The organism is Ruegeria sp. ANG-S4 (genome assembly GCF_000814005.1).
Classification (GTDB): Bacteria; Pseudomonadota; Alphaproteobacteria; order Rhodobacterales; family Rhodobacteraceae; genus Ruegeria.
Genome location: NZ_JWLK01000006.1, coordinates 70,528 through 94,631 on the forward strand (window position 1 = coordinate 70,528; position 24,104 = coordinate 94,631).

Below are 24,104 nucleotides of genomic sequence, written 5' to 3' on the forward strand. Positions count from 1 at the left end.
ACAGCGAATGCTCGCCACATGCGGTCAATTCGCATTATACTGAAAACGCAGAGTTTTTTCTGCCGAGGGATTTATGATCCCCGAAGCACCTTCTGAAAAAGCCGAATAATCAAAGCTTATCTTTTAGGCAGCCCGAAGCTTCGGTTCCTGCTTTTGCCGCGCGTCCGGCTGCGATAGCTTGGCGGGTATGAGCAGTTCCCCCCGATTCATTCACCTTCGCGTTCACACCGAATATTCACTGCTGGAAGGGGCCGTGCGGCTGAAAAAGCTTCCTGCCCTGTGCGAGAAGATGGAGATGCCCGCCGTTGCGGTCACCGACACCAACAGCATGTTCTCGGCTCTGGAGTTTTCGGTCTCGGCAAGCGATGCCGGGGTGCAGCCGATCATGGGCTGTCAGGTCGATCTGACCTACCTGCAAGCGCAGCCCGGTGAAAAGCCAAAAGCGCCCGCGCCATTGGTGCTGCTGGCGCAGTCCGAAACCGGCTATGAGAACCTGATGAAGATCAGTTCCTGCCTGTATGTCGACAAGGGCGGGCAACTGCCGCAGGTCACTCTGGAGGAACTGGCCGACCGTTCGGATGGTCTGATCTGCCTGTCTGGCGGACCGGATGGGCCGGTGGGTCGGTTGTTGCAATCCGGTCAGCGTCCGGCCGCCGAGGCGTTGGTTGATCGGTTGGCCAATATGTTCCCGGATCGTTTTTACATCGAGTTGCAACGGCACCCCGGCGAGGACGGTCAGTCCGAGGCCGAACGCCTGACCGAGCGTGGTCATGTCGAGATGGCCTATGCCAAGAACCTGCCGCTGGTCGCCACCAACGACGTCTATTTCCCGACTTCGGATATGTATGAGGCGCATGATGCGCTGATCTGTATCGCCGAAGGGGCTTATGTCGATCAGCAAGAGAACCGCCGCAGGCTGACGGCGCAGCATTATTTCAAGTCGCAACAAGAGATGGTGACGCTGTTCGCCGATCTGCCCGAGGCCGTTGAAAACACCGTTGAGATTGCCAAACGCTGCGCCTTCATGGCCTATCGCCGTGATCCGATCCTGCCGAAATTTGCGGATGACGAGGTCGCTGAACTGCGTCGCATTGCCAACGAGGGCCTGCAGAAACGTCTGGCCGTGATCCCCCATGCGGTAACGCCCGAGGAGTATCAGGAACGACTGGATTTCGAGCTGGGCATTATCGAAGGCATGGGGTTCCCCGGGTATTTCCTGATCGTTGCGGACTTTATCCAATGGGCAAAGGATCAGGATATTCCGGTGGGGCCGGGGCGGGGTTCGGGCGCGGGCTCGCTGGTGGCCTATGCGTTGACAATCACGGACCTTGATCCGCTGCGGTATTCGCTGCTGTTCGAACGGTTCCTGAACCCCGAGCGGGTCTCGATGCCCGACTTCGATATCGACTTCTGTATGGATCGTCGGGAAGAGGTGATCCGCTATGTGCAGCAGAAATACGGTCGCGACAAAGTGGGGCAGATCATCACCTTTGGTGCGTTGCTGTCCAAGGCCGCCGTGCGCGATATCGGGCGGGTGTTGCAGATGCCTTATGGTCAGGTGGACCGCTTGTCCAAGATGATCCCGGTTGAGGGGGTCAAACCGGTCTCTATCGAAAAGGCGCTGAAAGACGAGCCACGCCTGCGCGAAGAGGCGCGCAGCGAAGAGGTGGTGGATCGCCTGCTTACCTATGGCCAGCAGGTTGAAGGCCTGCTGCGCAATGCCTCGACCCACGCCGCCGGGGTTGTGATCGGCGACCGCCCGCTCGATGCGCTGGTGCCGATCTATCAGGATCCGCGCTCGGACATGCCTGCGACCCAGTTCAACATGAAATGGGTCGAGCAGGCCGGGCTGGTGAAATTCGACTTTCTGGGGTTGAAAACCCTGACGGTGATCCAGAACGCGATGGATTTGATCTTCAAATCTGGGAGGGATTTGCACATCGCGCCGGATGGCACTGAACTCTATGAACCAGCCGAGGGCGCGGTGAACGAGATCAACGCCATCCCGTTGGATGATGAGGCGACCTACAAGCTCTACTCAGCAGCCAAAACGGTGGCGGTGTTCCAAGTGGAATCCTCGGGCATGATGGATGCGCTCAAACGCATGAAACCTGACTGTATCGAAGACATCATTGCTCTGGTCGCCCTTTACCGTCCCGGTCCGATGGAGAACATCCCCAAGTTTTGCGAGGTCAAGAACAAACTGAGCGAACGCGACACGCTGCACCCGTCCATCGATCATATTCTGGACGAGACGCAGGGCATCATCGTCTATCAGGAACAGGTGATGCAGATCGCGCAGGAAATGGCGGGCTACAGCCTTGGGGGCGCGGACCTGCTGCGCCGCGCGATGGGTAAGAAAATTCAAGAGGCGATGGACGCGGAGCGGCCCAAATTCCTCAAAGGTGCTGCCGAGAATAACGTTGATGAGACCAAGGCGACCGAAGTCTGGAACCTGCTGGACAAGTTCGCCAACTATGGCTTCAACAAATCCCACGCCGCCGCCTATGCGGTGGTCAGCTATCAGACCGGGTGGCTGAAGGCGAACCATCCAGTCGAGTTCATGGCTGGTGTGATGAACTGCGATATCCATCTGACCGATAAGCTGGCGGTGTACTTTGAAGAGGTTCGCAAGGGGCTAGACCTGCCTTACGTCCCGCCATGCGTGAACAGATCGCAAGCGACATTCGATGTGGCGAACGGCGAGTTGGTCTATGCACTGGGCGCATTGAAAAACGTGGGCGTTGAGGCGATGAACCTTGTTGTTGAAGGGCGGAAGGACAAACCGTTCGTCAACCTGTTCGATTTTGCCCGCCGCGTCGACCTCAAGAAAGTCGGGAAGCGTCCACTGGAAATGCTGGCGCGGGCCGGGGCGTTTGATCAACTCGACAAAAACCGGCGCCGCGTGTTCGAAAGCCTGGACCCGCTTGTGCAGTATTCGGCAGCGATTCACGATCAGAAAAACTCGAACCAGGTGTCGTTGTTTGGTGAAGCCGGCGACGATCTTCCCGAACCGCGCCTGTCTCCGACGCCGGACTGGCTGCCCGCCGAGCGGCTCAGCGAAGAGTTCAAAGCCATTGGGTTCTACCTGTCCGGGCATCCGTTGGACGACTATATGCCGGCGCTCAAACGCAAACAGGTTCTGACACTGGATGAGGTGACGGAAAAAGCCCGCTCCGGTCCTTTGATTGCGAAGGTGGCGGGTGTCGTTGCGGGGCGGCAAGAACGAAAATCGGCGCGCGGCAATCGCTTTGCATTTGCCCAACTCTCGGACCCGACTGGCGCATATGAGGTCACGTTATTCTCGGACACGTTGGAGAAGTGCCGCGATTTCCTGGAAACGGGTGCGCAAGTGGTTCTGACGGCCGAAGCAACGATGGAGGCTGATCAGCTCAAGCTGCTTGGGCGGTCCGTTGGGCCGGCGGATGCGGTCGTGACCGAGGCGGGCGCAACGGGTCTGCGTATTTTCGTGGATGAGTCCCACGTCCTGCCGACGGTGGCCAAAGTACTTGAGGATGCCTCGGACGCGGCAAAAGGAGCCGCGAAAGGCCCCATACATTTATGCCTGCTGGATCCCGCTTTGCCGGGTGATGTCGAGATGGAATTGGGGCAAGAATTCCCGATAAACCCGCAGATTAAGGGCGCGATCAAGTCCCTGGATGGCGTGATGTCGGTCGAGGAAATCTGACGCTCAAAGGGTTTGTTGCCAGACTGACGATGCGCGGCTAGGCTGAAATTGGAAAAGCTTCATATCGGGTCATCGGAGGCCACTTTCATGACGATTTCGTGCGTTGGATTAAAGACATTTTCACTGGCGGTTGTCGCGTCCATTGCCGTTGCCACGGCCGGCTATGCAGACAGCAAAAAGAAGAAAACGATCGAAGGCGCACTGATTGGTGCTGGTGTCGGGGCGTTGGTCGGCGACGGTAAAGGCGCAGCAATCGGCGGGGTGGCCGGGGCCATTATCGGACATAACTGGAAGTGAGTGTGATGCAAATGAACGCTTTCAAATCGACCTTCCGCGCCGCACTCCTAGTGGTTCCGGCTTTTGCTTTTGCGGATGAGGCTGCCGAGCAAATGGTGCAGGACGCCTTGCCCGTGATGCACTATACATGCGCTTCGATTGCTGAAGAGGCAAACGGGGACGAAGCCTTTGTTGTGACGGTTGTGGAAAAGATGACGGCCCTGTCGATCTACAATCGCCAGATCAATATCGAAGATCACGCCACGACTGACGAGGAAAAGGCCCAGCTGCGCGAAGCCTTCATCGCCGCGCTGTCCGAAGGCTGTGCCGCGGACAAGGATGCTCTTCTGGGCGGGGTGGTCGATAACGCTGTTAAAAAATCATTGGGTTTGTGACCGCCTAGTAGTGCGGCGGGCGTTCGTCGCCGAGGACAACCCCGCCAGATCCTTCTTGGGCCCGCTCCGCCTCGCGCTGCAGCAGCATCTCGACCCTGCGGGTCAGGCGGTCGATCTCGCTTTGCTGGCGCGTGACGACCGTGTTCAGCTCTTCGACCGTGCGGGTCAGATGGGCGATCTGTTCTTCCAGATGTTGCATGGGAAACTCCTGTCAGGCTGGTCATAGCGGCCCGGTGATGGCATGGCCAGCGAAAGCGCGCCTTGCCCCAGGGCAGGCCATGGGATAGACCGCGCGCGGAAGATGACCCGCGAAGGACGCCTCAGATGGCCAAGCCCAAGAAACAGCCCCGTCCCAAGGCCGTAACGCCAAAGGGATTCCGTGACTATTTTGGCCAGGAAGTCTCGCAGCGCACCGAGATGTTGCGCGCGATTGCGGACGTTTATCATCGGTACGGGTTCGACGCATTGGAGAGCAGCGCGGTCGAAACCGTTGAGGCGCTGGGCAAGTTCCTGCCCGATGTGGATCGCCCGAATGAGGGCGTTTTTGCGTGGCAGGAGTTTGATGAAGGCGGCAACGGAGATTGGATGGCCCTGCGCTATGACCTGACCGCGCCGTTGGCCCGCGTCTATGCGCAGCACCGTAATGATCTACCCACGCCTTATCGCCGCTATGCGATGGGTCCGGTCTGGCGGAACGAGAAACCGGGGCCGGGGCGGTATCGCCAGTTTTATCAATGTGATGCGGATACTGTCGGCACGGCCTCGATGGCGGCGGATGCCGAGATTTGTGCGATGTTGTCGGATACGCTGGAAGCCGTTGGGATTCCACGCGGTGACTATCTGGTGCGGGTCAACAACCGCAAGGTTCTGAACGGTGTGCTTGAAACGATGGGGCTTGGCGAAGACCAAACCGCCCGCGACAACGTTCTGCGCACCATCGACAAGTTTGACAAGGTCGGCGAGGCTGGCGTGCGAGAGTTGCTGACAAAGGGTCGTCTGGATGCCTCGGGCGCGTTTATCGACGGTGTTGGTCTAAGCGAGGATCAGGCCGAGCCGGTCATTGCCTTTCTGACCTCAAAAGCCGCTGACACAGCAGGGACGCTTGCCAATTTGCGCGCCGCCGTGGGTGACAGCAAGATCGGTGCAGATGGCATTGCCGAACTTGAACAAATCGGTGCTCTGCTAGAGGCAGGTGGCTATGGTTCGGATCGGATCGAGATTGACCCCTCGGTCGTGCGCGGTCTCGGCTACTATACAGGCCCTGTGTACGAGGCCGAGCTGACCTTCGACATCCTCGACGAAAAAGGCCGCAAGCGCCAATTTGGTTCTGTCGCTGGCGGGGGCCGCTATGACGATCTGGTCAAGCGCTTCACAGGGCAGGAAGTGCCTGCGACAGGTATCTCCATCGGCGTTGACCGCTTACTGGCCGCGCTGCGTGAAAAGGGCCGGATCGGTGCGAAGGCAAAAGGCCCCGTGGTGGTAACCGTGATGGATCGTGATCGGATGGCTGATTATCAGGCGATGGTGGCCGAACTGCGCAACGCTGGCATCCGGGCCGAGGTTTATCTGGGCAACCCCAAGAACTTCGGCAACCAGTTGAAATACGCGGATAAACGCAACTCTCCGATTGCGGTGATCGAGGGCGGCGATGAAAAGGCCAAAGGGATCGTGCAGATCAAGGACCTGATCCTAGGCGCAAAGATTGCCGAAAGCGCCACGCTTGAGGAATGGAAGGAACGCCCCAGCCAGTTCGAAGTGCCGCGCGGTGATCTGGTCGCCAAGGTGCGCGAAATTCTGGACACTCAGGACTGAGCCATGCCGAACCGTTCCCAGATACAGACGCGGGCAGCGATGATGCGTGTCCGGTTTGAGGCCGCTGGCGCTCAGGTGGTCGACACGCCTTTGCTGCAACCGGCAGAAACGCTGCTAGACCTTTATGGTGAGGACATCCGGGCGCGGGCTTACGTGACCTCGGACGCCTTGCGTGGTGAGCAGATGCTGCGCCCCGATTTCACGCTGCCCGTTGTCCAGATGCACATGCACGAAGGGGCAGAGCCCGCGCGGTACACATATTCCGGTGAAGTCTTCCGCCGTCAAGAACAGGACCCGGATCGGCCCAATGCCTACATTCAGGTCGGCTATGAGGTCTTTGATCGCGACAATCCCGCCGGGGCGGATGCCGAGGTGTTTTCGCTGATTGCGCTGCAATTGCGTGGCCTGCCGTTGCGGGCGGCGACGGGCGATATCGGAATTCTGACAGCCGCTGTTGCGGGGTTAAAGACAACCGACCGCCGTAAGGCTGCGCTCATGCGGCACCTGTGGCGTCCGCGTCGGTTCCGCGTTTTGCTGGATCGGTTTGCGGGGCGCAAACCAGCGCCGGAGGGCCGTGACGCGCTGTTGGACGCAACCGATCCGCTGGCGATAGACGCGCCGATGATCGGCAAGCGCCGCTTGGCCGAGATAGCCGAACGGATCGACGCGCTGCGCGAAGACCGGGCCGCTCCGCCAATTTCAGATACGGAATTGGTCGGGCTGGAAACACTGCTGAACGTGCGCGAAACCATGCCTTTCGCGTTGGAGCAGTTGCGCGACGTGGCCGTTGATCTTCCGCAGATCGCGCCCGCGCTGGATCGGCTTGAGGCACGGATTGCAGCGCTTCAGGCGCGCGGCGTGGACGTGGCTACGCTGGATTTCGAAGCTGCGTATGGCCGGACGTCGATGGAATATTACGACGGTTTTGTCTTTGGCTTTTATGCCGAGGGCCGGCCCGATCTGCCACCCGTCGCAACAGGCGGTCGTTATGACGCGCTGACCCGGCAGTTGGGCGACGGGGCCGAGATACCTGCCGTTGGTGGTGTGATCCGCCCGGACCTGATGCTCGAAATCGAGGAGGCGACGCAATGAGCCTGAAGCTGGGCGTGCCCTCGAAGGGCCGGTTGATGGACAAGACCTTCGCGTGGTTTGAAAAACGCGGCATCACCCTGTCGCGCAGCGGCTCGGACCGGGAATATGCGGGTAAGGTCGAAGATGTCGACGGGGTCTCTCTGATCCTGCTTTCTGCCGGGGAGATGCCGCGCGAACTGGCGGCGGGACGTATTCATCTGGGCGTGACCGGTATCGATCTGGTGCAGGAAAAACTGCCGCGCTGGGAACAGCAGGTCGAGGCGATCGCACCGCTGGGTTTTGGCAAGGCAGATTTGATCATTGCGACACCAGCCTGCTGGGTAGATGTGGATACGCTGGACGATTTGGATGCCGCTGCCGCGGTGTTTCGCAAGACCCATGGACACCGTATGCGCATCGCCACAAAGTATCACCGGCTTGTGCGAGAGTTCCTGACCGATGCGGGCGTTGCCGATTATACCCTCGTCGACAGCCAGGGCGCGACAGAAGGCACCGTGGTGAATGAAAGCGCCGAGGCGATTGCCGATATCACCTCGACCGGTGAAACCTTGCGTGCGAACCACTTGAAGATTTTGTCAGACGGGCTGATCCTGCAATCGCAGGCGACGCTGTGGCGCAGTCGGGTGGCGAAATGCGATCCGGCGGAAAAGGCGGTTCTGAATGAGCTACTGGATCGGCTGGGCTAAAGCACACCGATTTCCGCCAGCGCCCTGTTGAGATCGTCGGGCAGCGCATCGTCCTGTTTGCGGCCTTTGGGCAGGTCGGCGGGTGTGTCCTCGGGCTGCAGATAGCGCCAGCCCTGGAACGGGCGTTTCAGCGCGCTTTGGGTGCGGTGTATCTGAGGCTCCAGCACGATGGCGCACCGGCGGATACCGTCCTCGCCACGCACTTCGTCCAGCCGCAGGATGCGCTGACGGCATTGAACGACGCCCTTGATCACCCAATAAATCGACCCGCCATTCAGGATCTCAGCTTCACGCTTGGGCCACATCCGGGTGACGTGGCGCGGGCAGCCGTCCTCATACAGCGGGCGTCGGCTGTTTTGCCACTCGATCAGCGTATCGACGCTTTCCGACCCGACCGAAAGTTTGATGAGGTTTACGTACTTATCCACAGCTTGCCCACAGAGTCGTCCCGAAGTTCGTCCCTATATTGTAGCCTTCTGAGGCTTGTCATCAAGGTGTTGTGGTTTAGGTGTGATCTGGGGTAGGCTGCCTATCTCGTTTCAGTCAGGGAATCACCAATGAGCCGCTTTGCCGCCCCCATCGCCGAGCAGATCTGGGACATGAAGTACCGCTTCAAGCAAGCGGATGGAACGCCCATCGACCAAACGGTCGAGGACAGCTGGCGGCGTATCGCGCGTGACCTTGCGCGGGTCGAGAATGACCCCGCGCATTGGGAAGATAAGTTCTTCGAAGCGTTGGAAGATTTCAAATATCTTCCCGCCGGGCGTATCACCGCCGGGGCAGGCACCGCGCGGCAGGTGACGCTGTTCAACTGCTTCGTGATGGGCACGATCCCGGACAGCATGGGTGGTATTTTTGACATGCTGAAAGAGGCCGCGCTGACCATGCAGCAGGGTGGCGGCATCGGGTACGACTTTTCCACCATTCGCCCGCGCGGTGCCGATGTGAAAGGGGTCGCTGCGGACGCGTCCGGCCCGCTGAGCTTCATGGACGTGTGGGACGCGATGTGCCGGACGATCATGTCCGCCGGGTCGCGCCGCGGGGCGATGATGGCAACGATGCGCTGCGATCACCCCGACATCGAGCAGTTCATCACTGCGAAGTCCGATCCGGCCCGTTTGCGCATGTTCAATATGTCCGTGTTGGTCACTGACCCGTTTATGGAAGCCGTCAAGGCAGATGGACCGTGGGACCTGGTGTTTGACGGCAAGGTCTATCACACCGTCCAGGCACGCGATCTGTGGAACAAGATTATGCAGGCGACCTACGATTATGCCGAGCCGGGCGTGATCTTCATCGATCGGATCAATCAGGCCAATAACCTGAGCTACGTGGAAACCATCGCAGCCACCAATCCCTGTGGCGAACAGCCTCTGCCGCCTTATGGCGCGTGCCTGCTTGGCTCGATCAATCTGGCCCGTCTGGTGGCGGAGCCGTTCGAAGAGGCGGCGCATCTTGACGAAACGGCTCTCAAGGAGCTGGTCGCGACTGCCGTGCGCATGATGGACAACGTGGTTGACGCGTCAAAGTTCCCGCTGGCAGAGCAGGAAGCCGAAGCGCAGGACAAGCGCAGGATTGGGCTGGGTGTCACCGGACTGGCCGATGCGTTGCTGATGTTGGGCCTGCGCTATGGTTCCGACGAGGCGGCGCGCCAAACCGAGCGCTGGTTGCACGCCATCGCCCGCGCCGCGTATCTGGCGTCGGTCGACTTGGCGAAGGAGAAAGGGGCGTTCCCCCTGTTCGATGCCGAGAATTATCTGACCAGCGGTACCATGCAACAGATGGATGATGACGTGCGTGAAGCGATCCGCGAACACGGTATCCGCAATGCCTTGCTGACCTCAATCGCGCCGACGGGTACGATTTCGCTTTATGCCGGGAACGTGTCTTCGGGGATCGAGCCGGTATTTGCCTATGCCTATACCCGCAAGGTGCTGCAAAAGGATGGATCGCGGACTGAGGAAGAGGTCGTAGACTACGCGGTGCAGATGTGGCGCGACAAGTTCGGTGACAAAGACTTGCCTGACTATTTCGTTAACGCGCAAACCTTGTCTCCGTCCGATCACGTAAGGATGCAGGCGGCGGCGCAGAAATGGATCGACAGTTCGATTTCCAAGACGATCAACTGCCCCGAGGATATCAGCTTTGACGCGTTCAAGGATGTCTACATGCAGGCCTGGGATCAGGGCTGCAAAGGGTGTACGACCTATCGGCCCAACGATGTGACCGGTTCGGTCCTGACCGTGTCCGAAAGCGATGACAAGGCACCGGGCGAAAGCGCCGATGCGCCGCACGAAGTCGACGGGGGCGAGGTCGTTTATATGTCCGAGCCACTTGACCGCCCGCAAGCGCTGGAGGGTTCAACCTACAAGTTGAAATGGCCCGATAGCGAACACGCGATCTATCTGACCATCAACGATATCTTCATTGGTGGGCGCCGTCGTCCGTTCGAGGTGTTCATCAACTCGAAGAACATGGAGCATTATGCCTGGACGCTGGCATTGACCCGCATGATCTCGGCCGTGTTCCGGCGCGGCGGAGATGTGTCCTTTGTGGTCGAAGAGCTAAAGGCGGTATTCGACCCGCGCGGGGGCGCGTGGGTCAAGGGCAAGTATATTCCGTCCATTCTGGCCGCGATCGGCGGCGTGATCGAGCAGCACATGGTCAATATCGGTTTTCTTGAAGGCGAAGGCATGGGCCTGAAATCCGACCCGCAGGCGCAGGTGGTGAACATGGACGCCCCACGCGGCAAGGCGTGCCCGTCCTGCGGGCAGTTCGACATGGTGATGGTCGAAGGCTGCATGACCTGCCGCAGTTGCGGTCATTCCAAATGCGGGTGATATTGGTTTAGAGGGCCGTCTGCGGAACGACACAAAAGGTGACACTTGTTGACGCCGACTTACCATTTCTTGGCGCCAAGCTTCTGCGAACACTTTGGTGCATGGACGAAAAACAGAGTAGTCCCGCAGATAGAAGTCTGCGCAGCCAATTTTGACTGTCCGGTTCAAGCTGGCAGCGGCCCATCTATCTGATTGCAAGAAAAATAACTCAGAACACTGTGGACAACTTAACGACTGAATTCTGGTCCAGAGCTTTCGTTTATCGGTCAACACGCGCCAAGGCGAGACCGATACCCGACGCCAAGAAAAGAAGGCCTGTCAGCCTGTGACGCAATCGTCCGAGGGTCGTCAATAAAGGTCGCGCCGTCTGCGCAAAAACAGCCCATACGAGATCACCGAGCATGACTACTGCCAAGTAAATCACAGCGGTAATAAGCAGTGCAGAAAGGCCAGATCCGGCGGCCACAAACTGCGGCAGGAAAGCCGCGTTGAATATCAAGGTCTTTGGATTGATCGTGGCGATAAGTAGTCCTTGCCAAAAGAGTGTTTTTAGCGGTTCGAGTTTGGCATCTCGGTTTTCGAACTCAACGATGCCCCGGCGCCACGCGTTTACGCCAAGATAGACAAGATAGGCCACTCCGATCCATTTCAGCCAAAGAAACGCGGCAGCCGCAAATTGGAGCAACGCCGCCAGACCAAGAACGATGACCACAAGTTGCAATGCCACGCCGATCGTGGTGCCGAGCACAGTCATCACGCCGAAGCGGAAGCCGTACGCCAGCGTGTTTGCAACAATCAATGCTACGTTCGGCCCGGGAATGGCGACCAAGAGGGCGGTCGCACCTATTAGCGCCAGAATAAGGTTTGGTTCCATCAATACTTCCTTCCGGAAAACAGCCTAAGCGGTCATTGGCCAAAGGCCAGCTTTTTCCCATGCGGCAAGAACTGCGGGTGGGGTTTTGATTAATCGCAAAGAAAGGTGACTATGAGCGCGAATGGAACAGCACCGCGCAAAGATACGCGGTGCTTGGTGTCGGGCTGTCGAAGTTCTCATGCCGCCGAGAACGCTCGGACGCTGCCCCGGGGTTCGAAGACATGCAGGAACGTATCGGGATGGGGGCGGATGCGGTAATTGTCCGTCTCGTCTCCGAAGATCACCGTTCCGTCTTCGTCCAGCGCAATGACAGTCGCCTTGACTGTATCGGCAGGGTAGCCCGGCATACCAGATGGAGCGCCACCCATATCTTCGATACCCAGTGCCTTGGCTGCGGCCAACTCATTGTCCTGGAGGATTTCATAGTGCGCTGGCAGGTCCAGGTTTTTGGCGAGCTTCTTTGAGTTTTCGATGCCCTGATTTGAGATGAACTTTACTTGCACGCCTAGCTTGGCCAGTTGGTCTGCCTTCGCTTTCACTTCTTTGAGCTGGTTCATGCAAAAGGGGCACCAGTTTGCACGAAAGAACACCAGCAGGGTTTTTTCGCCGACAAAGGACGCGGAGGTCGTGTTGGTTTCGTCCAAACGCTGCAGAGGTAACTCTGGCAGCGCTTTGCCCTTAACAATGGCGGCGCTTGGCTTGCGGCCATAGTTCGAGAAGATGTGGATGTACCATTGCATTGTGACTGCGCCATAGAGCGCCAGACCCACGGCCACGTATTCGCTGGTGTCGTTTAAACCGCCGCGCGCGCTGATTTGGTAGATCACCCAAACCACTGCGGCCAGGTTGATAATTTGAATGACAGGCAGGTTCTTGGATGTCCGGGAAATGCCCAGTGCACCGGCCAGAACCATCAGAAAGAATGGCATGGTGAACGTGGCAAAGAACGTGCCGATCCAGATCGGATCGAAGTCTGATAGGTAGAACATGACAGCCGAGCCAACGCCCGAAAGCAGGTTCGACATGATATACGGGAGGATGAGTTTGCCCTTCATTTTCTTGGTCCTTTCGAGGTTTTAATCGAGTTGCAAGCAGCGGCATTTCGGCCAGTTTTTCGAGGGGGGAGTGAGTTGAACGGCGTGCGCCCCAATGCGAGGCGCACTCTCAAGTCAGGCCGTGGCCGTTGCTGCCAGGCTGTCGAGAACAGGGAACAGGTCCGCAGGTTCAGGGCGGCGGGTATAGTCAGGATTCACTTCCGCGTAGGCGATTTTGCCATCCGTATCGACGACGTACCGTGCGGGCATCGGAAGGTTCCACTGACCGTCTCCGTGGATACGCGGCAGATGGACTCCAAAACCGTCATGAACCGGAATGACGTAGTCTTGCAGCGTCCAGCGAATACCCAGCTTTTCAGCCAATTCGCCGTTTTTATCCGTGAGGATCGGGAAGCTCAGATCATTGTCTTTCTGGGATTTCCGGCTGTCCGCCGCGCCTTGCATCGAGATCGCGACCAGGGTTGCGCCACGCGAGCGGATGTCCTCGGCAACGGCCTCAAGGGCTTTCAGTTCGATGTTGCAGTAAGGGCACCAAACGCCGCGATAAAAGGTCAGAACGACCGGCCCATTGGCCAGCAGATCTTTCAACGCGACATTGTTGCGGTCTGAATCCGTGAGAACGAAGTCGGGCACCGCGTCACCAGCTTTCAGGGCGCGTTCAGATTGGCCGCTGTCAATCAACTCTCGGGTCGAACGGGCAAAAGCTTCAAAGGCGCCTTCAGGGGCCATTGTTTTGAACTGTGCTTTGAAGTCGTCGAGTTGGGCTTGGAGAGTCATGTTGTGTTCCACTTCGTAAGTTACGTTCTCTGGCTGGCTGAGGGGTTTTCCCGCCGCCTGTTTCAATAATTGGTCAGTTGAGAAAGAGGTGGTAGCCGCCCATTTCGTGTAACGGTTATCCATAAAATGAATGAACGGGATTGTGCCTTGCTTGTTCGGAGAACTCAGTCGGCACAAAAAACGCCGCGCCAAAAGCGCGGCGTTTGCGTGCTCGCCTGTTTACAGGCTGTCGGAAACTACGGAACGCAGGTTTTACTCTGAACTACTCCGCCACCACGTCGGTTTTCGGAGTCCACGCCATCGGCTCAAAAGCTTTGTCGAGCGGTGGGTTCACAATGTGGGTCGTGTAATTCGACAAAACCTTGAGGGCGGTTCCGGCGATGACGTTCAGAACGGTCTGCTTTGAGTAGCCGGCTTTGATCAGTGCATTGACCTGCGCATCGCTGGCCCATCCACGTGTCTCGTTCATGATCTCAGCGAAGTTACGCAGCGCTTCGAGTTTTGGGTCCGATATTGGCGTGCCTGCGCGCAGCGCCTCGATGACATTGTTATCTACTCCCGACATCTTCGACATGGCTGTGTGCGCCGCCATGCAATAGGTGCAGCCGTTCAGGCGATTGTTGGTCATCAGAATGATCTCGCGTTCGGTTGGCGTCAGATCAGTCTTCTCGAAAATACCCATCATGGTCATGTAGCTTTCGACCAGAACAGGGGATTCCGCCATTGTCGCCATCAGGTTCGGAACAAAGCCCATTTTGCGTTTGATCGCTGAGAGGATGGGCTTGGACCCTTCAGGTGCAGTGTCGACGGTATGCTGGGAATAGGTCGTCATGTGATGTTCCTTCAGAGAATGTGATTAGAGAGGAAGGAAGCGAAACCCGGAGCCTTTGCGTTCGACACGGCCCAGGCCGGGCTTGGTGACATGTGCCGCGCCCATGGTCAGACCCTCGGTGGCGATCATGTCGAGCATGGAGATCCGCGTCGCCACAGCCTGCTCACCATCCACGTCCAAGGCCCACCCGAAGTTCGGATTGGCGAAATGAACGTCTTCGTGGACCGTGAGGTCACCAACAATAACGAACTGTTCGTGACCACCATCAAGAACGATAGCAGTATGGCCAGGGGTGTGACCTGGCGCGGGCAGGACACTCACGCCGTCACCCAAGTTGGCCGATCCACTATGGAGGGAAACATTGCTTTCGATGACATTCGAAAGCGATTGAACATTCTCTACCATAGGCCGCATCGGTTCCGGTGCGCCGGTTGCAAAACCGCTCGCATTCCAGAAGTTCCATTCATCAGCCGCGATGTGGATCTGAGCGTTCGGAAACGCCATCCGATCAGCGATAGCAAGGCCACCAACGTGATCCGGGTGCATGTGTGTGATCACGATGTCAGTTACGTCTTTGGCAGAGATACCAACTGAACCGAGCTCGTCGGGAAGCTCGCCCACTGTCGGGAAGGCTTTGGTGATGAAGTCGCTGGTGCCAGCGCCTGCGTCGAACAAGATGGTACGGTTCCCGACCCGATATGCGTAGGTGTTGGCGGCGATCCGCGCGGGATCACCGATCTGCGCTTTCAGGCTTTCAGGCGTTCCCAGAAACATGTTCGCCGGCATATCGAAGTAGCCGTCGGACAGGGCATAGATCTGTTTTTCACCCACATTGATGCGGGTTGCAGCAACCGCGCGCGATGCCAATGCAAGCGTCGTTCCGGCAAGTGACGTGCCGAGAAACTGCCGTCTGCTCATGCGTGAGGTTATCATCTTGCTTATTCCTTCTCAGAAAGCATTTGCGATCACAGTTTCCGGATTTGATCTTCCGGGTGAGCACGTTGTTGCGCTCAAATGTTGCTCATAAGGAAACTGGACGGTAGCCTGCAAAAAAGTCTAACTGTTATTTGAAAATCAAATGTCCGATAGCTTCTCCACCCTCCGCTTGTTCGCGCGGGTTGCCCGCACCGGTAGCTTTACCGCTGCGGGTAAAGAAACTGGCAAGTCTCAGCCGTCGGTCTCCCGCATCATTTCCAACCTCGAGAAAGAACTCGGGGTTCAGCTTTTTGTGCGCTCCACCCATGCCGTTCGACTGACGGAAGCGGGCGAGGAGTATCTGACACGCATCGAACCGATTCTGTCCGATATCGAAGAAGCCAACCACTTTGTGCGGGGCACTGGGGAACTGCGCGGTCGTCTGCGGGTCGGCGCACCGGCAAGTTTTGCACAGCGCGAGATTATCCCGGCCTTGCCGCCCTTTTTGGCACAACATCCCAAACTCAAAGTTGATCTGGTCCTGACGGATTCGATGCAGGACTTGATTGATGAAGCGATCGACGTCGCCATCCGATTTGGACCGTTGGGTGACTCGACCATGGTTGCGCGTAAGCTGGGCTCGACACCTAGAGTTGTGGTTGCATCCCCTTCTTATCTGACGAAAGCCGGCACTCCGAAGCAGCCTGCCGATTTGGTCAACCACAACGTCATCCTCGGCCCATCGAGTATCGGAAAGACCGGCTGGAGCTTTGAGAAGGACGGGAAAATTCAATCCATTCGAGTCGAGAGCCAACTGATGATCTCCGTCAACGAAAGCACAACCACCGCAGCAGTCGCCGGCTTAGGGGTTGTCAGCACGTCGTACTGGAGTTGCAGGAACGAGTTGGAGGAGGGGACTCTGGTGCAATTGCTACCTGATTGGACAATCGGAGAAGTCGAAGTGAACGCCTTACTGGCCGGTGGCCGTCATACAAAGCCGTCAGCCCGCGCGTTCACAAAGCACATGCGAGAAGCATTGATTCGGAGAACGGGCTTCTGAAAAGTGATTTTCCAATTCGGACGTCCTGCGAAAAGCTGGCGTTTAAGAGCTTACCGGCTGATGCCGGCCAAAGCTGTCACATGATATAGATACGAGACATCGCACAGGACGACGCCATGCCCACACGACCGGATGCCGCATCATAAACGAAGTATTAACTTCGGCTCCGAGAGGCAGCCTAGGGAACCCAATTTTGATGGGTGATCGCATAGTTGAGCGTCTCCAAATCCTCACCCAATTGATTAAATGAGATCGGCCCCCCAAGGCATACCCTGACGGCTTCGTCAGGTGTGCCTGTTACCGTAAAGGCATTGCTGGGCATGATCCCGATGTGGCGATTGGCCATGTGGCTCATCACGTCAGTTCGGCTGGATCCTTCGGGCAGTTTGAGCCAGATATTGAAGGCTTCGGTGCTGCCGACGAAGTCTTGGTCCTGCATGATCTTGGCCGTAAGATTCTGTCTGCGGTTCGCCTCTTTGCGGACGAACTTTTGCACCGCCGCAGCTGTACCATCTTCGATCCATCGTGCCATCAGAGCTGTTGTGATCGGTGACGCCATGACATTCGATGCCTGCAAAGCCCGCGTGAAGTGGGTTTTCGACAGCCCAGACGGAACCACCGTGAGTGCCAGCCTCAAACCAGCGCCCAGACATTTCGAAAGGCCCGCGATGTACCACCCCAATTCTGAGATACTCTGTGAGATAGGCGGTGGAGCATCCGACGACACAAAACGACAAGCGTCGTCTTCAATCAAAGGCAAACCATACTTGTCCAAAACGGACGCGATCTGCTGACGTCTTTCCATCGGCATTGTAAGCGTCAGGGGATTTTGCAGCGTCGGGTTCAGATAAAGAGCGGAAGGTGCGTGCTCTTGGATAGCGGCATCCAGATCATCAGGAAGAATACCGCTGTCGTCTGATCTCACGCCAATTAGCCGGATGCCAAGTTGAGCGCCTATGGCACGAATACCGGGATAGGTCACACGCTCACAGATCACGGTGTCTCCGGGCTTAGTGAGCAATGTCAGGATCGACAGCAAACTGGCATGTGCGCCAGGTGTGATTGCCAATTGGTCCGCTGTAACGTCGATACCGTTGATGTTCATCCAGCGCGCCGCGGTTTCCCGGTCCTGCCGGCTGCCAATAATGGATTGGTAGCGAAGCAAAGGAACAAGGTTCGCAGCAACATGTGTGAGGCCTTGTTCCATACGGGCCACCAGAGCCGGATCATCTGGCTCCGGGGGCATGTTCATGTTCGGATCTTCTTCCAGCGCGCGGCGCGGGTCTGCTTTTTCTGATATTTCTTCATGCTTTCGGATAAACGACCCTCGCCCAACAAAGGTATCGATGTACCCTCGCTTTGCGGCTTCAGAGTATCCGCGTGACACGGTTGTGAAATCCAAGCCAACAAGTTTGGCGACGCTGCGTTGAGGCGGAAGCCTGTCACCTGCATCAAGCACACCTGTCTCTACATCATGTCTGATCGCTTCCGCGATCTGGACATAGAGTGGTTTCCCGTCGTCGCGCAGATTCGGCGTCCATGACTTCAAGGCATCATTCCATTCAATATAGAAGATTGTGTCTGTCACCTTTATCCTTGTTACAGGCGAATTTCAACATATTGTCGCACCTGAGACCATATTGATGGTATATTGATTGCATTATGTCTGAAGATGAACTATCTGAGGCGCAACCGAAGGAGATCACAGATGTCCGAACTTGCAATTGACGCCCACGACGACAGCGAAGAACGCCCCATCAAACCCGCGATCATGAATGGGATGCGTCTGAAATGCCCCAAGTGTGGGGAGGGCAGGCTGCTGCACAGCTATATCAAGGTAAACGATGAATGTCCGAATTGCGGTTTGGATCTGAGCCATCAGCGGGCTGATGATGGTCCGGCTTATCTTACGATCTTGATCGTCGGCCACCTTATGGGGTTCGCGTTGCACATCGCCTGGGTGACTTGGAGGCCAGAACCCTGGGTCTTGGCACTCAGCATGTCGGTCATCGCGATCATTGGCGCTTTGACGCTTCTGCCCGTGATGAAAGGGTTGATTGTCGGCTATCAATGGGCCAACCGGATGCATGGGTTTTAGTCAAACTGCACGTCACTAAAACTACCCTGCCAGATGTGAAAGGCGGACCAATTGAGATCGGTCATTCCAGTTTTTCGTGGGGTTCCCGTCGTTGTTACTGGAAAGTCTAAATCACCCGAGCGACCGAGTTAGATTCCGGCGCAAAACTTGTCTGGCATGTGCAGAATTCCGCGGGAGCGCGGCAGCCAATTGCCAGGACAACGCCGCCACACATCCCTTGGGGATTGCGCATTGGAAATGTCGCCAAACGTATCTGGGAAGGGCAAGCCAGCGGATGATGTCAATCAATCGTACAGCGATCGGAGCGAACCCAAGATGGTTGATGCCGGTTTTTGAACCAACGTCCGCATCCACCGCAAACGATTTGAACTGCATGTCCAAAACGATGGACCGGCAGCCCAAATGTGAATCATGAACTTAGTCACTGCTGAAGGTGAACAAGGGCGTTGAAATCGCAACCCGCGCCGTGATGGTAACTGCATTCCGGTCCTTCAATTGTCCGAAAGCTTGTAGAGCTTTCCGGAATGATTGCTATCGCGCATTGTGATTCATTGTAGAGATCATCAACCAAAAAGAGTTGATCGGTAGAATTGCGCGCAAGCCGCCCTTCAACGAATCCCAAACAACCATTGGCTGATGCTGTGATAGACGCGCGCTTGGCTTCGATCGTCACCGCGACACTGGTGTTGTATTCTGTGACGCCTTGATACGCCCCCTGACTAATGTCTTGAGCGGACGCCCCGGAGCCAGTTGCCGCAATGAAAGCCAACCCGCCCAAAAACGCTCTTTTTGAATTCAGCATAACAATATCCTCGTAAAGAAATGACCAGTTCAAGCTAAGCAAATGCGTCTTCGCCAAACAAGCATTTGATAATCTTGGCTCGCTTCAAATTTGGCTGTTCCCGGCTATGTTCGAGCGCGAAGTGAGTTCCTGCAATATAGGGAAACTCCTATATTTATTTGCTCCGTCTTTTTGATCAACTTCATCGCGAAGTCCCGGATGTCAATCTGGCAAGAGTCAGAATTTCGTGAACTTGGTCGCGTCCATGCGAGTAGCGTTGGTTAGGAGTATACGTTTTATGGAAGCCCTCGGCATTGTACTATTCATCGGTTTCATTTTAGGGTCGATTTTTGTTCTTATGAACCAGTCCAAAAAAGCACGGGAAGTCTATGGATTCGGCTTGGTGCTCAACTGGACATTCCTCTTGGTTGTATTGAGTTTGGGAACCTTTCTTTTCAGCGCTTTGATGAATGATCCGGCGTACCCAAATTCCTATAGCCCCTCAAATGCGCTGACTCTGAAGATCACAACTCTCGTTCTTTTTGTAGGCGCTGGTTTTATAAACGTGCGGCGATCTACCACCGGCTTCGGGATTTGGTTCACCTTTTTGCAATACGTGGCCGCCATCGGGATCATCGTTCCGCTATTTCTCATCTTCAGCCAGATGAAATCAAAGAGCGTTCTGTCGGATATGACCCGCTGACCTTTCGGGTTCACTTGCCCGTGCGCACCTGCAAAAACACTGTCCAGTTGCAGGAATTAGTGAGGAAATCCCATCTCGCGTTCTGTTCCTCGCGGTCCCGGCCATCACTTTTTCCATAACTTTGTCTGAGCTAAGTGAAGCCGATAAAACGGCCCGAATCCGCAAATCAAGAAAAACGTAAGACACGGTCCGCGGATTGGCGTTTCTGGGGTTTAAGAAGAAAAACAACCATGAACTTTCGTGAAAGAGACTTGTGCGCTGCTTTTGATCTCTCATTTTCTGAATCGGATTGCGCGATCTGGCGCGCTTTGGTCGAAGCCGGTCGTCGCTTCGTCCATGTCTTTGGCGGTGGCCAGCTTCGCGACTGCATTGACAAGTCGAAATCATGTCGGCGAAAATGATGTGCGAACTATTTGTTAACAAACCAGTAATTTATGAATCGATTGACTTTTATCGACAGAGAGCGGTCAAACCGTCTTCTGGACTTTTCGGAGAAGCTGACGAATGCGGCGACGGTCGATTTGGCTTGGTCACACTATTCTGATGCGCTGGCTCAGCTTGGGGCAAAAAGTGCGGTCTACGGGTTTTTCCCAAAGACGGTGGGTCGTTCAATTGCATCCGAAGTTGTCGCAATGTCATCCCATAGCGAGGAGTTCAACAGACTTTATCTTGATGAAGGATACATTGACCATGATCCCTTTGCGCAATACGCGTTAACTGAGGATCAGCGGCCAATTTCATGGCGTGACCCACGCGCTAAAAAGTTCCAGACGAAAAAATCCGATTTCTTTCAAAACTCAATGAAAGATTTTGGAATGGACTATGGAATTACCATTCCTGTTCGAGATGCTTCAAATTGGAAACTGGGCGGGACCGGAGTTTGTTTCGAGGCCTGCAGTGAACAGCAGGGGGACGAAATTGTCGCGCGCGCAACGCCATTTGTTGAAAGCGCTGCCATGCTTTTTCACTCTCGCGTGCAGGAGGGCGACATGATGCGCCAATTCTTCCCCCTTTCTACACGAGAAAAGGAGTGTCTGCTCTGGGTGGCTGCTGGACTTACAAACAAAGAGATCGCCTTTAAGCTTTCACTGTCGGACAAGACGGTGGAGCTCCACGTTAAGAATGCGGCGAAGAGGTTGAACGCCCGGAACCGGGCGCATGCCGTTTCAAGGGCGTTGATTTATGGCGTTATAGCGCCGTAAGCGGCGCTTTCGCAAGCGAAGTACCTTACGACCGGTACAGAACGGATTCTGCGGCGGACGGCCCGGATGACCGAATTAGCAGCATTTCTGAGAAGCCGTTGACCGTTGTGGTGAAAATCCGTTTCCAGCTTACCTTGTCGCTGGTGTCATTTACGGCGTGACCCCCCCGGTCAATTCGCGTTTGGGTCTTTCATGCCAATCCGAATGTTCAACGACGACCGCGCCCAAGGGGACTGGGCGCCATCCGTTTCGTCGATCACATCCGAGCGCACCTGATCAAACAATTGATCCAAAGACAGCCCCGAGGTGCCGATCGCACGCGCAATCGCCGCCGTGTAAGGGCTGTTGGTTCCGGTCCCGTCCAGTGCGACTTCACCGGGTCCTGTGGCATAGGCGATCAGGTTGTTCGTTCGCGCGGTCATGCGCGCAAGCCCGTCGCCGACATCCACGATGACGTCTGATTGGCTGCCAAATGGATTGTCGCGGCAAGCATCCAATATCATGACGCTGACGGCCTGTGGCGTGTGAATGCGATCCAGAACCCATTCAGCCGGGACGGCTTCGCCCGCAATGTCAGCTTCGGACTGAATGTCCACACTCAGCGGCAAAAGGTAGTTAAAATCATCACTACGTACGCCATGTCCCGCGAAGTAAAACACGGACAGCGCTTCCGAGCCCGCCGCACGCACCTTACTGGCAAAGGCCTCAACTTCCTGCATCATCTCGGCGCGGCTCGCGTCCGTCAGCGTCGTGACTGAAAAGCCAACCTTTTGCAGTTCGTCGCTCATCAAGAGCGCATCATTCACAGGATTGTCGAGCGCTGGCACATTGGTATATCCCGCATTCCCTATCACCAGGGCAAATCGTTCATGCGCGGCTGCCGGTCCGGCAAACAGGGCGGTGACGATGTAAAATGCTGCAAAAAAACGAGTCAATTTAACCTCCAGGGTTTATTGATCCAAGGTTGTGGATCGACTGCATTTTCGCAGCCGCCTTCTGTTGCTGGTCCATTCAATCAAGTAGAGCGGTAAATCAAGACCGGAAATCCATACTCTGCTTTCAAACGGCGGTTGCGCCCAAAAAGCTAGAGTTCCAAAGCCACGTTTAAAGGGTCCTCTTTCGTCTGCTGGGCGCCCATCGGAAACATTAGGCTTTGGCGAGCGGTTAGATCGCGTCCCCAAGCGCACGGCTGAGTTTCGCCTGCCACTTTCGGCGGTAGTTGCAGCCCGAAAACGTCGCAGCGCGTTCAGTCAAACTGGCCCTGTGCGCCATTTCCTGTTCCGGGTTAGGGCATTTTAAATTTGTTTCATCCGATGGGTCTGTTTTGGGCGGGTTCGACGGCACTGATCAGATAAGATTTGCTCTCTTTTTTGCACGCCGCCGCATCTGCAAGACTAGCCGCTTGCGTGTTCGCTTTGGATCGAGACTATCCAACGCAATGGTCGCTGACAAAGATTGGACGATCAAGGAGGTTCTACTGCGTTGGGAATGTCACTTTACAGGCCGATAGAATTGCATGGTTGCACCATTTTTGCAGTGCTCAAGCCTGGTGAGATGCAGTTGGCATGGCGGGCTGCCGTTCTCAAAAAGACGTTTGCCGCCGCCTACAACCTCAGGAAAAACCCACAGGCGGAACTCGTCGATAAGACCATGAGCAAGAAGAGCTTGTATCAGGCGGGAGCTGCCGTGCACCTGCAACAGAGGCCCATCCTGCGCCTTTAACGTCGATATTTCGTCTGTTACGTTACCGTTGATCGGCAGCGCGTTTCGCCAGTACAAGCTGTCAGGCTGCGAGGTCGCAACGAATTTTCGTGCCGCATTGATGCGGTCTGCAAGAGCGGAGCTTGGTGCGTTCGGCCAGTGGCCTGCAAAGAGGTCATAGGTCTTGCGGCCAAAGACCATATCATAGGGATCGGACATGGCATGGCGCTGGACCTGCTCCATGACGCTGTCCCAATACGGCGCGGCCCAGCCACCGTGTTGAAATCCACCGGATGGGTCTTCTTCCGGCATACTTGGGGATTGCATCACTCCGTCGAGCGTCACGAATGTCAGAACGGCAAGCTGTCGCATGTGATCCGCCAGTCAATCGCCGTGCAGGGAAGCAAGATGCTCGCCAAGCTTGTCAAAGGCCTGGTTCCAGCCACCGGCGCCGGCTGTGCCATCTTCGACGCCGATATGGACCATGGTCATCAGAGTCTTCCCGTTCACTTCCGAGAGTTCAACAATGATCTCGGTGATGTCAGGAAAGTCATCCGGCATACCCATCGCCTGTGGCGGGATAAGGGTTCCATCCTCGTCACAAATACTCTCGGTATAAACGAGGCGATTTGGCCGGGTGACTTCCTTGTAAACGCCAGTGAACCACATTTTCATGGGGCGCTCGGCCGAGGTCATTTCCATACAGACCTTGCGCGTGCCACCAACAACAACATCCATTTCTGCCAGTGGAACGGACATACCGCGGGGTCCGTACCATGCCCGAAACAAAGCCGGGTCAGTCCACATGTCCCATATAGTCTCAATCGGGGCATCAAACTCGCGCTCGATCTTCACCCATTTGTATTCCTCATTCATTGGGCGTTCCCTTCATTCCATTCAGAAGTCTGTCCATGGCGTCGAAACGTGCCTCCCAGATAAAGCGGTATTGGTCGGTCCAGCTTGCAACGGCCTCCAAAGGTTTTGTGTCCAAGGCACAGGGTCGGAACTGGGCTTCCTTGCCACGTGTGACCAATCCGGCGGCTTCAAGCACCCGGATGTGTTTTGAGATTGCGGGCAATGTCGCATCGAACGGTTCTGCCAGTTCATTCACCGTGGCAGAGCCTTGCGCCAAACGCACCAGGATCGCGCGCCTCGTTGGATGGGCCAATGCGGAGAAGGTAGCATCAAGTTGTTCATCGCCAATCATGACATCATTATTAAACTAGTTGGTTAATTAATCAACTGGTAAAATTAAAACAGGAAAAGCAGCTTACCCGTTCGCCTGATTTGCCAAACCGTCAGAGTGCGCGGCAAGTG

The 24,104-nt window shown here is 56.2% G+C and carries 24 protein-coding genes; 11 read left to right on the forward strand and 13 right to left on the reverse strand.

What is annotated here, in order from left to right; genetic code table 11:
- The first annotated feature begins 187 nt into the window (after positions 1-187).
- From dnaE to RA28_RS18165, 3 genes are all read left to right on the forward strand, one after another.
- Positions 188-3,688, forward strand: a complete 3,501-nt coding sequence (dnaE, locus tag RA28_RS18155) for a DNA polymerase III subunit alpha (protein ID WP_039531965.1) — start codon at positions 188-190, stop codon at positions 3,686-3,688.
- An 87-nt stretch (positions 3,689-3,775) separates the two neighbouring features.
- On the forward strand, positions 3,776-3,985 hold the full coding sequence (locus tag RA28_RS18160) for a YMGG-like glycine zipper-containing protein (RefSeq protein ID WP_039532546.1): 210 nt from the start codon (positions 3,776-3,778) through the stop codon (positions 3,983-3,985).
- A gap of 11 nt (positions 3,986-3,996) precedes the next feature.
- Positions 3,997-4,359, forward strand: a complete 363-nt coding sequence (locus RA28_RS18165) for a YmgD family protein (RefSeq protein WP_241481162.1) — start codon at positions 3,997-3,999, stop codon at positions 4,357-4,359.
- A 4-nt stretch (positions 4,360-4,363) separates the two neighbouring features.
- On the opposite strand, the gene RA28_RS18170 is transcribed toward RA28_RS18165, so the two are convergent.
- Positions 4,364-4,558 (reverse strand): SlyX family protein, encoded by a 195-nt coding sequence (locus RA28_RS18170; RefSeq protein ID WP_039531968.1) that lies wholly within the window; start codon positions 4,556-4,558, stop codon positions 4,364-4,366.
- Between the two features lie 125 nt (positions 4,559-4,683).
- On the opposite strand from RA28_RS18170, the gene hisS reads away from it, so the two are divergent.
- From hisS to hisG, 3 genes are read left to right on the forward strand one after another with little or no spacing between them, the layout of a single operon-like run.
- Entirely contained in the window at positions 4,684-6,171 is a 1,488-nt protein-coding gene (gene hisS / locus RA28_RS18175) for a histidine--tRNA ligase (RefSeq protein WP_039531970.1), read from the forward strand.
- A gap of 3 nt (positions 6,172-6,174) precedes the next feature.
- The gene (locus tag RA28_RS18180) at positions 6,175-7,263 is read left to right on the forward strand and encodes an ATP phosphoribosyltransferase regulatory subunit (protein WP_039531971.1); all 1,089 of its coding nucleotides are present in this window, start codon (positions 6,175-6,177) and stop codon (positions 7,261-7,263) included.
- Positions 7,260-7,949 (forward strand): ATP phosphoribosyltransferase, encoded by a 690-nt coding sequence (gene hisG / locus RA28_RS18185; RefSeq protein WP_039531973.1) that lies wholly within the window; start codon positions 7,260-7,262, stop codon positions 7,947-7,949. The genes RA28_RS18180 and hisG overlap by 4 nt, the downstream gene beginning before the upstream one ends.
- Here the strand turns inward: hisG and RA28_RS18190 are convergent.
- A complete protein-coding gene (locus RA28_RS18190; protein WP_039531975.1) occupies positions 7,946-8,377 on the reverse strand; it encodes a DUF1489 family protein in 432 nt (143 codons plus the stop codon). The genes hisG and RA28_RS18190 overlap by 4 nt on opposite strands.
- 129 nt (positions 8,378-8,506) lie before the next feature.
- Here RA28_RS18190 and RA28_RS18195 point away from each other — a divergent pair, with 129 nt between their 5' ends.
- A complete protein-coding gene (locus RA28_RS18195; protein ID WP_039531977.1) occupies positions 8,507-10,789 on the forward strand; it encodes an adenosylcobalamin-dependent ribonucleoside-diphosphate reductase in 2,283 nt (760 codons plus the stop codon).
- 259 nt (positions 10,790-11,048) lie between these two features.
- On the opposite strand, the gene RA28_RS18200 is transcribed toward RA28_RS18195, so the two are convergent.
- The 5 genes from RA28_RS18200 to RA28_RS18220 all read right to left on the reverse strand — a co-directional run bounded on the left by RA28_RS18200 (position 11,049) and on the right by RA28_RS18220 (position 15,245).
- Complete coding sequence (locus RA28_RS18200) at positions 11,049-11,663, reverse strand: LysE family translocator (RefSeq protein WP_039531978.1); 615 nt, start codon at positions 11,661-11,663, stop codon at positions 11,049-11,051.
- Positions 11,664-11,839: 176 nt separating this feature from the next.
- Positions 11,840-12,718 carry a peroxiredoxin family protein gene (locus RA28_RS22290; RefSeq protein WP_052261514.1) on the reverse strand — a complete coding sequence of 293 codons (879 nt, stop codon included), beginning with the start codon at positions 12,716-12,718 and terminating at the stop codon, positions 11,840-11,842.
- Between the two features lie 114 nt (positions 12,719-12,832).
- A complete protein-coding gene (locus RA28_RS18210) occupies positions 12,833-13,495 on the reverse strand; it encodes a peroxiredoxin-like family protein (RefSeq protein WP_039531980.1) in 663 nt (220 codons plus the stop codon).
- A gap of 262 nt (positions 13,496-13,757) precedes the next feature.
- Positions 13,758-14,327: a carboxymuconolactone decarboxylase family protein gene (locus RA28_RS18215; RefSeq protein ID WP_039531982.1), complete on the reverse strand. Its 570-nt coding sequence runs from the start codon at positions 14,325-14,327 to the stop codon at positions 13,758-13,760.
- A 24-nt stretch (positions 14,328-14,351) separates the two neighbouring features.
- Positions 14,352-15,245 carry an MBL fold metallo-hydrolase gene (locus tag RA28_RS18220; protein WP_039531985.1) on the reverse strand — a complete coding sequence of 298 codons (894 nt, stop codon included), beginning with the start codon at positions 15,243-15,245 and terminating at the stop codon, positions 14,352-14,354.
- 160 nt (positions 15,246-15,405) lie between these two features.
- On the opposite strand from RA28_RS18220, the gene RA28_RS18225 reads away from it, so the two are divergent.
- Positions 15,406-16,302 (forward strand): LysR family transcriptional regulator, encoded by an 897-nt coding sequence (locus tag RA28_RS18225; protein WP_039531986.1) that lies wholly within the window; start codon positions 15,406-15,408, stop codon positions 16,300-16,302.
- Positions 16,303-16,480: 178 nt separating this feature from the next.
- Here the strand turns inward: RA28_RS18225 and RA28_RS18230 are convergent, their stop codons facing one another.
- Entirely contained in the window at positions 16,481-17,890 is a 1,410-nt protein-coding gene (locus RA28_RS18230; protein WP_241481163.1) for an aminotransferase-like domain-containing protein, read from the reverse strand.
- Between the two features lie 120 nt (positions 17,891-18,010).
- Between RA28_RS18230 and RA28_RS18235 the strand changes: the two genes are divergently transcribed.
- Positions 18,011-18,400, forward strand: coding sequence for a DUF983 domain-containing protein (locus RA28_RS18235; protein WP_039531988.1), 390 nt, complete (start codon positions 18,011-18,013; stop codon positions 18,398-18,400).
- A gap of 421 nt (positions 18,401-18,821) precedes the next feature.
- Here the strand turns inward: RA28_RS18235 and RA28_RS18245 are convergent, their stop codons facing one another.
- Positions 18,822-19,235 carry a hypothetical protein gene (locus RA28_RS18245; RefSeq protein WP_206539640.1) on the reverse strand — a complete coding sequence of 138 codons (414 nt, stop codon included), beginning with the start codon at positions 19,233-19,235 and terminating at the stop codon, positions 18,822-18,824.
- A gap of 244 nt (positions 19,236-19,479) precedes the next feature.
- On the opposite strand from RA28_RS18245, the gene RA28_RS18250 reads away from it, so the two are divergent.
- Positions 19,480-19,884 (forward strand): hypothetical protein, encoded by a 405-nt coding sequence (locus RA28_RS18250; protein ID WP_039531994.1) that lies wholly within the window; start codon positions 19,480-19,482, stop codon positions 19,882-19,884.
- A 434-nt stretch (positions 19,885-20,318) separates the two neighbouring features.
- A complete protein-coding gene (locus RA28_RS22295) occupies positions 20,319-21,086 on the forward strand; it encodes a helix-turn-helix transcriptional regulator (protein WP_052261515.1) in 768 nt (255 codons plus the stop codon).
- Positions 21,087-21,256: 170 nt separating this feature from the next.
- On the opposite strand, the gene RA28_RS18260 is transcribed toward RA28_RS22295, so the two are convergent.
- The 4 genes from RA28_RS18260 to RA28_RS18275 all read right to left on the reverse strand — a co-directional run bounded on the left by RA28_RS18260 (position 21,257) and on the right by RA28_RS18275 (position 23,994).
- On the reverse strand, positions 21,257-22,021 hold the full coding sequence (locus RA28_RS18260; RefSeq protein ID WP_052261516.1) for a caspase family protein: 765 nt from the start codon (positions 22,019-22,021) through the stop codon (positions 21,257-21,259).
- Positions 22,022-22,577: 556 nt separating this feature from the next.
- Entirely contained in the window at positions 22,578-23,159 is a 582-nt protein-coding gene (locus tag RA28_RS18265) for a dihydrofolate reductase family protein (RefSeq protein ID WP_039531996.1), read from the reverse strand.
- Positions 23,160-23,171: 12 nt separating this feature from the next.
- Positions 23,172-23,663: an SRPBCC family protein gene (locus RA28_RS18270; protein WP_039531997.1), complete on the reverse strand. Its 492-nt coding sequence runs from the start codon at positions 23,661-23,663 to the stop codon at positions 23,172-23,174.
- Entirely contained in the window at positions 23,656-23,994 is a 339-nt protein-coding gene (locus RA28_RS18275) for an ArsR/SmtB family transcription factor (RefSeq protein WP_039531999.1), read from the reverse strand. The genes RA28_RS18270 and RA28_RS18275 overlap by 8 nt, the downstream gene beginning before the upstream one ends.
- Between the last annotated feature and the right edge of the window lie 110 nt (positions 23,995-24,104).